Origin of the sequence: Streptomyces sp. NPDC050418 (assembly GCF_044458745.1) — a bacterium.
Classification (GTDB): domain Bacteria; phylum Actinomycetota; class Actinomycetes; order Streptomycetales; family Streptomycetaceae; genus Streptomyces.
Genome location: NZ_JBITIG010000010.1, coordinates 82,859 through 94,754, shown reverse-complemented (window position 1 = coordinate 94,754; position 11,896 = coordinate 82,859). Strand labels below are relative to the sequence as shown.

14 protein-coding genes are annotated in these 11,896 nt (G+C 72.4%); 11 read left to right on the top strand and 3 right to left on the bottom strand.

Annotated features, from left to right (window positions below; all coding sequences use genetic code 11):
- The first annotated feature begins 77 nt into the window (after positions 1–77).
- From ACIBI4_RS24525 to ACIBI4_RS24500, 6 genes are all read left to right on the top strand, one after another.
- Positions 78–737 carry a response regulator gene (locus ACIBI4_RS24525; protein WP_399206164.1) on the top strand — a complete coding sequence of 220 codons (660 nt, stop codon included), beginning with the start codon at positions 78–80 and terminating at the stop codon, positions 735–737.
- Positions 738–936: 199 nt separating this feature from the next.
- Positions 937–1,407: a cation:proton antiporter regulatory subunit gene (locus ACIBI4_RS24520; RefSeq protein WP_399206163.1), complete on the top strand. Its 471-nt coding sequence runs from the start codon at positions 937–939 to the stop codon at positions 1,405–1,407.
- Between the two features lie 5 nt (positions 1,408–1,412).
- Positions 1,413–2,714, top strand: coding sequence for a cation:proton antiporter (locus ACIBI4_RS24515; RefSeq protein ID WP_399206162.1), 1,302 nt, complete (start codon positions 1,413–1,415; stop codon positions 2,712–2,714).
- 135 nt (positions 2,715–2,849) lie between these two features.
- The gene (locus ACIBI4_RS24510) at positions 2,850–3,845 is read left to right on the top strand and encodes a histidine kinase (RefSeq protein ID WP_399206160.1); all 996 of its coding nucleotides are present in this window, start codon (positions 2,850–2,852) and stop codon (positions 3,843–3,845) included.
- Between the two features lies 1 nt (position 3,846).
- The gene (locus ACIBI4_RS24505; RefSeq protein ID WP_399206159.1) at positions 3,847–4,533 is read left to right on the top strand and encodes a response regulator; all 687 of its coding nucleotides are present in this window, start codon (positions 3,847–3,849) and stop codon (positions 4,531–4,533) included.
- Positions 4,534–4,579: 46 nt separating this feature from the next.
- Positions 4,580–5,089 (top strand): CBS domain-containing protein, encoded by a 510-nt coding sequence (locus tag ACIBI4_RS24500; protein ID WP_399206157.1) that lies wholly within the window; start codon positions 4,580–4,582, stop codon positions 5,087–5,089.
- On the opposite strand, the gene ACIBI4_RS24495 is transcribed toward ACIBI4_RS24500, so the two are convergent.
- Positions 4,992–6,314 carry an MFS transporter gene (locus ACIBI4_RS24495; protein ID WP_399206384.1) on the bottom strand — a complete coding sequence of 441 codons (1,323 nt, stop codon included), beginning with the start codon at positions 6,312–6,314 and terminating at the stop codon, positions 4,992–4,994. The genes ACIBI4_RS24500 and ACIBI4_RS24495 overlap by 98 nt on opposite strands.
- 134 nt (positions 6,315–6,448) lie before the next feature.
- Here ACIBI4_RS24495 and ACIBI4_RS24490 point away from each other — a divergent pair, with 134 nt between their 5' ends.
- Positions 6,449–7,372 (top strand): LysR family transcriptional regulator, encoded by a 924-nt coding sequence (locus ACIBI4_RS24490; protein ID WP_399206155.1) that lies wholly within the window; start codon positions 6,449–6,451, stop codon positions 7,370–7,372.
- Positions 7,373–7,401: 29 nt separating this feature from the next.
- On the opposite strand, the gene ACIBI4_RS24485 is transcribed toward ACIBI4_RS24490, so the two are convergent.
- Positions 7,402–8,025, bottom strand: coding sequence for an RraA family protein (locus tag ACIBI4_RS24485; RefSeq protein ID WP_399206154.1), 624 nt, complete (start codon positions 8,023–8,025; stop codon positions 7,402–7,404).
- 226 nt (positions 8,026–8,251) lie between these two features.
- Here ACIBI4_RS24485 and ACIBI4_RS24480 point away from each other — a divergent pair, with 226 nt between their 5' ends.
- From ACIBI4_RS24480 to ACIBI4_RS24470, 3 genes are all read left to right on the top strand, one after another.
- Positions 8,252–8,629, top strand: coding sequence for a cell division protein SepF (locus ACIBI4_RS24480; RefSeq protein ID WP_399206153.1), 378 nt, complete (start codon positions 8,252–8,254; stop codon positions 8,627–8,629).
- A 145-nt stretch (positions 8,630–8,774) separates the two neighbouring features.
- Positions 8,775–9,995, top strand: coding sequence for an AAA family ATPase (locus tag ACIBI4_RS24475; protein ID WP_399206152.1), 1,221 nt, complete (start codon positions 8,775–8,777; stop codon positions 9,993–9,995).
- Complete coding sequence (locus tag ACIBI4_RS24470) at positions 9,967–10,368, top strand: nucleotide pyrophosphohydrolase (RefSeq protein ID WP_399206151.1); 402 nt, start codon at positions 9,967–9,969, stop codon at positions 10,366–10,368. The genes ACIBI4_RS24475 and ACIBI4_RS24470 overlap by 29 nt, the downstream gene beginning before the upstream one ends.
- Positions 10,369–10,427: 59 nt before the next feature.
- Here the strand turns inward: ACIBI4_RS24470 and ACIBI4_RS24465 are convergent, their stop codons facing one another.
- Positions 10,428–11,351: an LLM class F420-dependent oxidoreductase gene (locus tag ACIBI4_RS24465; protein WP_399206150.1), complete on the bottom strand. Its 924-nt coding sequence runs from the start codon at positions 11,349–11,351 to the stop codon at positions 10,428–10,430.
- Between the two features lie 244 nt (positions 11,352–11,595).
- Here ACIBI4_RS24465 and ACIBI4_RS24460 point away from each other — a divergent pair, with 244 nt between their 5' ends.
- A complete protein-coding gene (locus tag ACIBI4_RS24460; protein ID WP_399206149.1) occupies positions 11,596–11,808 on the top strand; it encodes a hypothetical protein in 213 nt (70 codons plus the stop codon).
- Positions 11,809–11,896: the final 88 nt, after the last annotated feature.

Genomic DNA, 11,896 nt, shown 5'->3' with positions numbered 1-11,896 from the left:
GGTGCCGTCCCCGATGGACGCGGCGGGTCCGCGCGGCGGAGTGTGGCTCGTACGGGAGCCAGGCGGACGGAGCAGCGATGGTGCAGGCGGACACGGCGCGGATCCTGCTCGCCGACGACCATGCGCTCGTACGGCGCGGGGTCCGGCTGATCCTCGACAGCGAGCCGGACCTGACCGTGGTCGCCGAGGCCGGCGACGGCGCGGAGGCCGTCGAGAAGGTCCGCGCCGAGCAGCCCGATCTGGCCATCCTCGACATCGCGATGCCGCGCCTGACCGGCCTCCAGGCCGCCCGCGAACTCTCCCGGATCCGCCCGGACCTGCGCATTCTCATGCTGACGATGTACGACAACGAGCAGTATTTCTTCGAGGCGCTCAAGGCGGGCGCCTGCGGCTACGTCCTCAAGTCCGTCGCCGACCGCGACCTCGTCGAGGCCTGCCGTGCCGCGATGCGCGACGAACCCTTCATCTACCCGGGCGCGGTCAACGCGTTGATCCGCAACTTCCTCGACCACGCCGAGGACGGCGGCGGCGCGGGGACGCGTACGATCACCGACCGCGAGGAGGAGATCCTCAAACTCGTGGCCGAGGGGCACAGTTCGCAGGAGATCGCCGGCCTGCTCTTCCTCAGCACCAAGACCGTGGAACGCCACCGCGCGAACCTGCTGCAGAAACTCGCCCTGCGCGACCGGCTCGAACTCACGCGATATGCCATCAGAGTTGGACTAATCGAACCGTAGGCTGGTTCGCGCCCTCCCCTGTCCATCCGTGTCAGCCCCCATGCGTCCGCCCCGTCACGGATGGCAGGATGGCTGATTTGTGGCGGGTCGACGTGTCGACATCGTTCTGCAGTCGACGCCGATACGGACAACGGACCCGCCGCAGTCATGAGTTCTGAGCAGCTGCGATGAGGAGGGACGGGCTGTGCCCGCTCCACGGATGAGTACGACCCCCCTGCCGGGGATCGGTGTCCAGTACGACCTGACGACCCGTGAACACCGCCATCTGTCGGTGGTCGCCCACCGCGACGGCACCCGCACGGTGAACGTCTACCGGGGTGACGACCCCGACGCCTGCGCCCAGTCACTGCATCTGACGGGAGCCGAGACCGCGGCCCTCATCGATGCCCTGATGCCGGCCCACCACAGCCCGAACCTGCTGCACACCACCGACCTCGGCCTGCTCGCCGAGCGCATGGAGGTGTCGGCGCACTCGCACTGGAACGGGCGGCTGCTCGGCGAGACCCGGCTGCGCACCGAGACGGGGGTGTCCGTGGTCGCCGTGCTCCGCAGGGCCGAGGCGATACCCTCGCCGACCCCGGACTTCCGGCTCGCCGGCGGAGACACCCTGATCATCATCGGTACGCGCGAAGGTGTGGAAGCCGCCGCCTCGATCCTCGGACGTGAGTGAGCCCCATGCACTCTGCCGTCTTCCTCATCGAGTTCGGTGCGATCATCCTCGGCCTGGGTCTGCTCGGCAGACTCGCGGGCCGGCTGCACTTCTCGCCCATCCCGCTCTACCTCCTGGCCGGTCTCGCCTTCGGCGAGGGCGGACTGCTGCCGCTCGGCGCCAGTGAGGAGTTCGTCGCGATCGGCGCCGAGATCGGCGTCATCCTGCTCCTGCTCATGCTCGGCCTGGAGTACACGGCCAGCGATCTGGTCTCCAACCTGAAGACCCAGTACCCGGCCGGGCTCGTCGACTTCTCGCTCAACGCACTGCCGGGCGCCATCGCCGCGCTGCTGCTCGGCTGGGGTCCGGTGGCCGCCGTGGTGCTCGCCGGTGTCACCTGGATCTCCTCGTCCGGGGTGATCGCGAAGGTGCTCGGCGACCTCGGCCGCCTCGGCAACCGCGAGACCCCGGTGATCCTCAGCATTCTCGTCCTCGAGGACCTGGCGATGGCGGTCTACCTGCCCATCATCACCGCCCTCCTCGCGGGCGTGAGCCTCGCCGCCGGAGCGGTCACCCTGGCGATCGCGCTCGGTGTCGCGGGCGGCGTGCTCTTCGTCGCGCTGCGCTACGGGCGGGTCATCTCCCGCTTCGTGTCGAGCGACGACCCCGAGAAGCTGCTCCTGGTCGTGCTCGGTCTGACCCTCCTGGTCGCGGGCATCGCCCAGCAGCTCCAGGTGTCCGCCGCGGTCGGCGCGTTCCTCGTCGGCATCGCGCTCTCCGGAGAGGTCGCCGAGGGCACGCATGTGCTGCTCTCGCCGCTGCGGGACCTGTTCGCCGCGGTGTTCTTCGTCTTCTTCGGACTGCACACCGACCCGGCGAGCATCCCGCCCGTCCTGCTTCCCGCGCTCGTGCTCGCCGTCATCACGGCCTGTACGAAGATCGCGACAGGCTACTGGGCGGCCCGACGCGCGGGCATCGGAGTCAAGGGACGCTGGCGGGCGGGCGGCACGCTCGTGGCCCGCGGCGAGTTCTCCATCGTCATCGCCGGACTCGCGGTCACGGCCGGGATCGAGCCCGCGCTCGGCCCGCTCGCCACCGCGTACGTCCTGATCCTCGTCGTGATCGGCCCGCTCACCGCGCGGTACGCGGAACCGCTGGCGCTGCGGCTGACGAAGCACCGTACGCCGGTGATCCCCGCGCAGCCGCAGGTGCCCGTAGCCGTCTCCGCGACCGAGGCGGCCCAGGCGACCCATGCGACCGAGACGGCCGACGCGACCGGGACGGCGGGCGCCGCGGAGCCTGCGCCGGACGCCAACGGCCGCGGCTGAGTGTCCCGCTGCACGGAGGTGCCCGCACCGCGGAATGGGTGCGGGCACCGATGGACAAACCCCGACCGAGCGGACACGATCACAGCGGGAGAGCTTCGTGCCGAGGGGCACCGACCCCGAGGAGGCCGCAGGTTCGTGTCGTTGTTCTGGCGGATCTTCCTGCTCAACGCCGTGGTCCTGGTCGCGGCCACGACGGTGCTCCTGCTCGGCCCGGCCACGGTCTCCACACCGGTACTGCTCACCGAGGTCGTGATAGCGGCCGGCGGGGTCGGGGTGATGCTCGCCGCCAACGCGGTCCTGTTCCGGCTGAGCCTCGCCCCGCTGCAGCGCCTCACCCGCTCGATGACCACCACGGATCTGCTGCGGCCCGGGCGGCGCCTGGAGGTCGCCGGCCAGGGCGAGATCGCGGATCTCATCGCCACGTACAACACGATGCTGGACCGTCTGGAGGCCGAGCGCGCGGCGAGCAGCGCGCTCGCGCTGTCCGCACAGGAGGCCGAACGGCGCCGTATCGCCCAGGAGTTGCACGACGAGGTCGGCCAGACCCTCACCGTGGTGCTGCTCGACCTGAAGCGCGTCGCCGACCAGGTGCCCGCGCCGCTGCGCGAGGACCTGCACCGCGTGCAGGAGACCACTCGCGCCGGACTCGACGAGATCCGCTGGATCGCCCGCAGACTGCGCCCCGGCGTCCTCGACGAGCTCGGTCTCACCAGCGCGCTGACCGCGCTCGCCCACGAGGTGTCCGCGCACGCGGGGCTCACCATCCGCCGCGAATACGCCCCCGGCCTGCCCGAACTCGGTGAGCAGGCCGAGCTTGTCCTCTACCGCGTCGCGCAGGAGAGCCTCACGAACGCGGCCCGGCACGCAGAGGCGGGCAAGGTCGACATCCGGCTGCGGCGCTGTCCGGTCGGCGTCGAACTGCTCGTCGACGACGACGGACGCGGCACCGGCGGCGCCCCCGAGGGCTCCGGCATCCGCGGCATGCGCGAACGCGCCCTGCTCATCGGGGCCGAGCTGTCGGTCGGCCCCGGCCCGGACGGCGGGACGCGCGTCCGGATGACGGTGCCCTTGCCGCCCGGGCCGCCCGGGCCGCCCGCGCCGCACTCCGACCGTACGAAGGGGGACATCTGACATGCCGGACCAGCAGCCGCGGCCCGCCGCGGGCCAGGGCGCACCGATCCGTGTGCTCCTCGCCGACGACCACGCGCTCGTACGCCGCGGAGTGCGGCTCATCCTCGACGGCGAGCCCGACCTGGAGGTCGTCGCCGAGGCCGACAACGGCGCCGAGGCCGTGGCACTGGCCCGCACCCACCGCCCCGACCTCGCGGTCCTCGACATCGCGATGCCGCGGATGACCGGACTGCAGGCGGCCCGCGAACTGGCCAGGATCCAGCCGGACCTGTGCATCCTCATGCTGACGATGTACGACAACGAGCAGTTCTTCTTCGAGGCGCTCAAGGCCGGGGCCAGCGGCTACGTACCGAAGTCCGTCGCCGACCGCGATCTCGTCGACGCCTGCCGCGCGGCGATGCGCGGCGAGCCCTTCCTCTACCCGGGGACGATGACGGCGCTGATCCGCAACTACCTGGACCGCGCGCACAATGGGGATCCACTTCCCGACCGGCCCGTCACCGAGCGCGAGGAGGAGGTGCTCAAGCTGGTCGCCGAGGGGCACACCTCGAAGGAGATCGCCGATCTGCTCTACATCAGCGTGAAGACCGTCGAACGCCACCGCGCCAACATGCTGCAGAAACTGGGCCTGCGCGACCGGCTCGACCTCACCCGTTACGCGATCAGGACCGGCCTGATCGAGCCGTGAAGGACCGCCGAGCAGTGCCGAGCTGCCGAGCAGTAGGGAGCGTGTCATGCGTGCTCACGAACTCGTCGAACCGTATCCGTCCGTCTCCGCCGACGACGACGCGATCGAGGCCGCCCGGCTCTTCGCCGAGCGCGGACTGCCCGCGCTCCTGGTACTCGACCGCGACGGCAGACCGTACGCGATCGTGGCCGGATCACAGCTCCTGAAGATCCTCGTGCCGGACTTCCTGCTGCGCGACCCCTCGCTCGCCGGCATCCTCACGGACACCGAACTCCAGGAGCTCGCCGAACAGTTGGCGGGCCTCACGGTCGCCCAGTGGATCCCGCGGCGGGCCCTGCCCACGGTCGTCGGCCCCGATGCCTCCGCCCTGGAGATCGCCGCGCTGATGGCGAGCACGCACACGCCGCTGGTCGCCGTCGTCGAGTCCGAGGGCGACCGCACCCGCACGCTGGGCGCCATCACCGCGGCGACGCTGATGGGACGGCTGCTCGCGCCGGACGGTAGCCACGGAACACCAGCACCGTCCCCACCAGAACCGCGGCCCCCACGACTCTGAACGCCGCGCCCATCCCGTCCGCGACACCGGACCCGGCGGACGCGAGCACGGTCCCGGCGACCGCGACCCCGAGCGCCGCCCCCACCTCCCGGGAAGAGGTGCCGAGCCCGGACCCGAGACCCGCCTGCTCGCGCGGCAGCGAGGTGAGGACGCCGAGCGTCAGGGCGGGCATACAGCTGCCCATGCCGAAGGAGACGATCAGCAGCCACACCACGTAGAGGGCGTACGGGGTGTGCGCACCGGCCGTCGACAGACCGAGGAGTCCCAGGCCGATCAGGGCGAGCCCGGCCGTGACGACCGGGCGCGGGGTGTCGTGCAGCCGGGCCGTGAGCCTGGGCGCGAGCGCCATGCCCACGCTGATCGGCAGCAGCGCGATCCCGGCGAGCGCCGGACCGTATCCCTTGCTGCCCTGCAGGAACTGCGAGTTGACGAAGAAAAGCGCGAACAGGCCGAAGAACCCGGTGGCGAGCCCGAGTGTCGCGGCCCGCAGCCGCCGTGAGCGCAGCAGCCGCGGGTCGAACAGCGGGGCCTTCGCGCGCAGCGCGTGCCGGGCGAAGGCCGCCGTGAACAGGACGGCCAGTGCGAACGCGGTGAGGATGCGCGGCGAGAGCCAGCCGTACGAAGGGCCTTCGATGATGCCGAAGAGCAGTGCGACAAGGGCCGCCGTGAGGAGCACGGTGCCGAGCGGATCCGTACGGCCGCCGGTGCGGGCGGTGCGTGGAACCAGCCGGGCGGTGGCCGCCGCGAGCAGCGCGGCCGGCGGCACCATCGACCAGAACAGCGCGCGCCACGTGAGGAATTGACCCGCGAGCCCGCCAAGCAGATTGCCGAACGCGCCGCCCAGGCCGATGGCCAGGGCCCAGGCCGCCGTCGCCCGGGCGCGTGCCTCGGCGGTGGGTGCGAGCTGCGTGAGAACGGACAAGGTGGCCGGGGTGATCAGCGCCGCGCCGAGGCCGCAGACCGCACGGCCCGCGATGAGCACGGCGGGCGTGCCCGCGAGCGCACTGACCACGGCACCTGTCGCGAACAGACCGAGCCCGACGAGCAGCGCGCCCTTGCGGCCGTAGCGGTCGGCGGCCGCGCCCGCCGGTATCAGAAGGGCCGCGAACACGATCACGTACGCGTCCACCGTCCACATCAGCTCGGCCGCCGACGGACGCAACGCGGACGAACTCAGCTGCGGCAGCAGCAGGTTGACCGCCGCAACCATGCTCTGCGCGACCATGACGCAGGCGCAGAGCGTGAGCAGGGTGGAGCGACGCACGGGCTTCTCCGTCCGCGAGGGTGGTGGGGGCCCGTTCACCGTAGGCTCGGCTCCGTCCTGACCTCCAGTGCAAGTTATGCAGGGAGTCCTTGCGTATGGCGCAATCCACCGGACGCGACACCACCGCCGCGGGCCTCGACCTGAATCTCCTCGCCGCCCTCGACGTGCTCCTTGAGGAGCAGAGCGTGCGCGGCGCCGCGCGGCGGCTGCATCTGTCCGAGCCCGCGATGAGCCGCACCCTCGGCCGGATCCGCAAGGCGCTCGGCGACCCGGTCCTGGTGCGCGCGGGCCGCCGCATGGTGCCGACGCCGTACGCGCTGTCGGTGCGCGCCGAGGTCGGCGCGGTCGTCGAGCGGGCGCGGGCGCTGTTCGCCGCGCACGGCGCCGAGGACCTGCGGAGCGTCGAGCGCACCTTCACCGTGCACGGCCAGGACTCGGTCGCCGCGCTCCTGGGCCCGCGCCTGGTCACACGCGTACAGGCGGAGGCGCCGGGGCTGCGGCTGCGTTTCCTCGGCGAGAGTCATCTTGACCCGCCCGTCCTGCGCGAGGGCACCGCCGACCTGGAGGTCGGCGTGATCGGCGCATCGGCGCCCGAGGTACGGACCGAGCCGCTGCGCGAGGACCGGATGCTCGGGGTCGTACGCGCCGGACACCCGCTCCTGCGGGGCCGGTTGACCGCGCGACGGTTCGCGGGGGCGGCCGAGCATCTGACGGTGTCCCGGCGCGGAAGGCTGCACGGACCGGTCGACGAGGCGCTCGCCGAACGCGGCCTCACGCGAAGAGTGGTGGCGACGGCGGCCTCGTTCCCCGCCTCGCTCTTCCTCGTACGCGACACCGATCTGATCGGCCTCGTGCCCGGCTGGTCCGCGCCGATGACCGAGTCACTCGGCCTCGTCACCTTCCCCGTCCCCCTGGAACTCCCGCCCCTGCGCCTCGCGATGGCCTGGCACCCGCGGCTGGACGCGGATCCGGCGCATACGTGGCTGCGGGGGTGTGTACGGGAGTTGATGGCCGCGTAGGCCATGCGCCGTGTGGGGGGCTTCGGGGATCAGCCCTCGAAGCCCGCCTCCTTCAGCGACTTGTCGATACGGGCCCGGTGGTCCGCCTCCCACGCGTCCAGCGTGAGCGCGTCCTCCTTGGCCGCCTTGGCGCGCGCGGTGGCAAGGACCTCGTCCGCGCGGCCCCGCGGCACGACCACGACGCCCTCCTCGTCCGCCACGACGATGTCGCCCGCGTGCACGATCACACCGCCGACGCGCACCGGCTCATTGAAGGGCTCGACCGTCCGCTTGTTCCCCGGGATCGGCACGACACCCTTCGCGTACACGGGAAAGCCGCTCGCGCGGACCTCGGCGATGTCGCGGATCGCCCCGTTCATCACGAAGCCGGCGATGCCGCGGCGCTGCGCGATGGCGCAGACGTTGCCGCCGGCCAGCGCGTACTGCGCGTCGGCCGCCTCGACGACGAGCACGGAACCCGGCGCGGCACGGTAGATGGCCGCGTGTAGCCCGAGCTGGTCGCCCGCCGGGCAGCGCACGGTGAACGCCGGTCCGGCGATCCGGGGCGCGGGCCCCCACAGCGGACGGACGTCGAGGTTCATGACCTGGGCGCGGCCGACGGCCTCGGCGAGGGTCGTGGGGGAGAGGTCACGGAAGGCTTCGTGGTCCGTCATATCGCGTACGTCCTCGCTCGGTTCGGGTCTGCGCGACGCCCTCCCGGCCTGCCGCGGCGCCCTCCCGACTTGATCACGGGTGGGGCCGGAGTGACAAGAGGCGACGGACCGCATCGGAGGGTGCCCCGTGTCGCTGTTGGGCCGAACGGGTGAGTCTGCGCAAGAATCGGCTGGTGCAGACAATGAGTGCGAACCGAATGAGCCGACGGACGGGACAGGTGGGGCAGTGAACCGGCACCGCGACGTCACGGACGAACAGTGGGAGGGGCTCGCCGAGGTCGTACCCCTGCGCAGCCGCGACGCCTGGCCTTCCTGGCCGGGCCACCGCGCCCTGCCGGAAGCGGAGACGGAGACACGCCGCCGCTTCACGGTGCTGCGCGTCGATGTCTTCGCCGACGCGAGGGACGTCGCGCAGTCCCTCATGGGCGGCATCCCCGTGCTGCTCGACCTGAGCGGCGCGGAGACCCAAGTCGCCAAGCGCGTCCTCGACTTCAGCAGCGGCGTGGTCTTCGGTCTCGGCTGCGGCATGACCCGCGTGGACCGCAATGTCTTCCTGCTGACGCCGGCGGACACGGAAGTCCAGGGGTTCCAGGCCCTGCTGTGAAGTGAACCGCCCGGGCCCGGCGCGGGAGCCCGCCGCAGCACGTCAACAGGCCGGTGTCGCCCCGTTCCCCGCCGCGTCCTTCGATCGTAGGAAGGCCCGACGGGCGGAACGGTTCAGCGTCGTGCGGCGTGCATAGCCTCCGGGCATGACCTTGCTCCACGCAGGCCAGGCCCCCGACGTGGGCCAGACTCCCGCCGCCGCGCCCGTTCCCCCGGACGCGGCGGCGCCCGGCCGCCCCGCCGTACGGGCCCTGCGCCTCTCCGCCTTCGCCGGACAGCGCGCCCGCACCCTGCCGCTCGGCCCGTACACCCTGATCACCGGCCCCAGCGGCAGCGGCAAGTCCAGCGCGCTGCGGGCGTACGAGATCCTCGCCCGGCTCGCGTCCGGCGCACCGCTCGCCGACGCCGTGCCCGCGCCGCAGGACTGCGTGCCGGAGTGGGCGCAGTCCGACCGGCAGGGGCGGCGCGGTTTCCGGATCGGATGCGCCGTCGAGGGTCCCGCGGGGCGGGTGCGGCTCGACCTCGCCGTGCAGGTCGAGCCCGAACTGCGGATCGCGGGCGAGCGGTTGAGCCTGGGCGACGTCGTCCTGATGGAGTCCGCCCTGCGCGACCCCGCCCGCCGCGTCGTCCAGGCCGCCTGGCACACCGCGGGCAACGCGGCGGTCACCCGCGCACCCCTGCCCGACGACCGCCTCGCCACCGCGCTGCTCCCGCTGCGGGTCGCCGGTGCGACCGACGGGCAGCGCAGCGTCCTGGCCGCCGCCGAACAGGTCGTGCTCGCGCTGCGCTCCTCGTACGCCTGCGACCCGCGCCCCTCCCGTATGCGCGCAGCCGTCGCACCCGGTGCGGGCCGGCTCCTGCGCGGCTGCGAGAACCTGGCCGACGTCCTGCGGCGCACGCGCGCCGAGTGCGGCAAGCGGCACGCGCTCCTGATCGCGGCGGCCCGCGCGGGCTGCGCCGGGACGGTCACGGACGTACGGGTGGACGATGCGGCGGACGGCACGCTCCGCGCGGTCCTCGACCGCGGCACCGCGAGCGCCACACCCCTGGAGCGCCTCGGCGACGGCGAACTGCGCTACCTCGCCCTGTCGTTGGCCCTGCTCACCGGCCCCGGCGTGCTCGCCGTCGACCAGGTCGGCGAGGTCCCCTCCGCGCTGCAGCCCCTGACCGTTCTCGCCGACGGGCTCGACCGCGGACTCGACCGCCACCAGCGCGCCGAACTGCTCGGCCTCGCGGCCCGGATGTGCGCCCGCGGCCACATCCGGCTGCTCGCCGCGGTGGGCGAGGACGCGGCGGCTCAGGGACCGGCCGCCGGGGCGACGGTGGTAGACCTGGGGTGTGACAGAGAAGCAGCGCAAGCCGGATGACCTCGACGTACGGGCCCTCCAGGAGCGTCTCGCCGCCTTCGCGGCCGCGCGCGACTGGGGCCCGTACCACACCCCGAAGAACCTCACCTCGGCGCTCAGCGTGGAAGCCGCCGAACTGGTGGAGATCTTCCAGTGGCTGACGCCCGAGCAGTCCGCCCATGTGATGGAGGACCCGGACTTCGCCCACCGGGTGCGGGACGAGGTCGCCGATGTCCTCGCGTATCTGCTGCAGCTGTGCGAGGTGCTCGGCGTGGACGCGCTGGAAGCCCTCGCCGCCAAGATCGACCGCAACGAGCAGCGTTACCCGGTCGGGGCGAAGGGTCCCGCGGCCCCCGGCCGCATCAAGTCGACGCCGGACGGCCCCGGCCGCTGAGCGGGGGGCGGGGTGGTACGGGGGAGGCCGTCCGGACCGCCCCCGTACCGCACTCCGCCTCAGCCCAACTGCCCCTGCACCTGCGCCGAGATCAGTTCCAGATGATCAAGATCGTCGAGGTCGAGCATCTGCAGATACACGCGTTGCGCACCGATCTCCGCGTACCGCCCGATCTTGTCGACCACCTCGGCCGGGGAGCCCGCGAGCCCGTTGGCCTTCAGCTCGTCCACGTCACGGCCGATCACCGCGGCCCGCCGCGCCACCTCGGCGTCGTCCTTGCCGACACAGGCCACCAGGGCGTTGGAGTAGACGAGGTCGTCGGCGCTGCGGCCCGCCTCCTCGGCGGCCGCGCGGACCCGCGCGAACTGCCGCTTGCTGTCGTCGACCGAGGCGAACGGAATGTTGAACTCGTCCGCGTACTGTGCCGCGAGCCGCGGCGTACGCGTCGCACCATGTCCGCCGATCAGGACCGGCACCTTGCCCTGGGCGGGCTTGGGCAGTGCGGGCGAGTCGGCGAGCTGGTAGTGCTTCCCTTCGTACGAGAAGGTCTTGCCCACCTCCGTCCCCCACAGGCCCGTCACGATGGCCAGCTGCTCCTCCAGGCGTGCGAACTTCTCCTTGGGGAACGGGATGCCGTACGCCTTGTGCTCCTCCTCGAACCAGCCCGCGCCCAGACCGAGTTCGACCCTCCCGCCCGACATCGCGTCGACCTGCGCCACCTGGATCGCGAGGACACCGGGCAGGCGGAAGGTGCCCGCCGTCATCAACGTCCCGAGCCGGATGCGCCGCGTCTCGCGGGCCAGTCCCGCGAGCGTGATCCAGGCGTCGGTCGGGCCCGGCAGACCGTCCACCGAGCCCATCTTCAGATAGTGGTCGGAGCGGAAGAAGGCATCGAATCCGAGGTCTTCCGTGGCCTTGGCGACCGTCAGCAACGTGTCATAAGTGGCCCCCTGCTGGGGCTCGGTGAAGATGCGAAGATCCATGCACTCCATCCTGCACGCTCGAACGGCCGTCAACCGGGCAGACCCTGCCCGTCCGCCGCCTTCCCGGTCGGGTGAAACTCCGTCAACCCGGCACCGCGGGCGGTGACCGGCAGTGACCGGTCACCGTGGGTGATCGTTGGCTCGGGCGGAGCCGGACCGCCCGGCACCGGCGCACGCCGCCCGGGCGTCGCCCGCACGAATCCGCTCCGTCCCACTGGCCGGAGCGCAGGCCGAGGAGGCCGTCATGTCCCAGGAAGCCGCAGCGGACCGGACCGCACCGGATCAGTCGACGCCGGAGCAGTCCACCGACTCGATCCCCGCGCAGGGCGGCCGTCCGAAGGGTCTCCTCCAGCAGATGGAGGAGCTGATGGCCGCGCTCAACGCGGACCTCTCGCAGCTCGACGCCGAGCTCCAGACCGCGCCCCGCACCCCGGCGGAGGACACCTCCCGGGACTGACACCGCCGTCCGCTAGGGTGTCGGCCCGAACACGGGCCCGAACAAGGGCCCGAACCGGGGACCGGAGCGGGGCTCGGCGGACGTACGG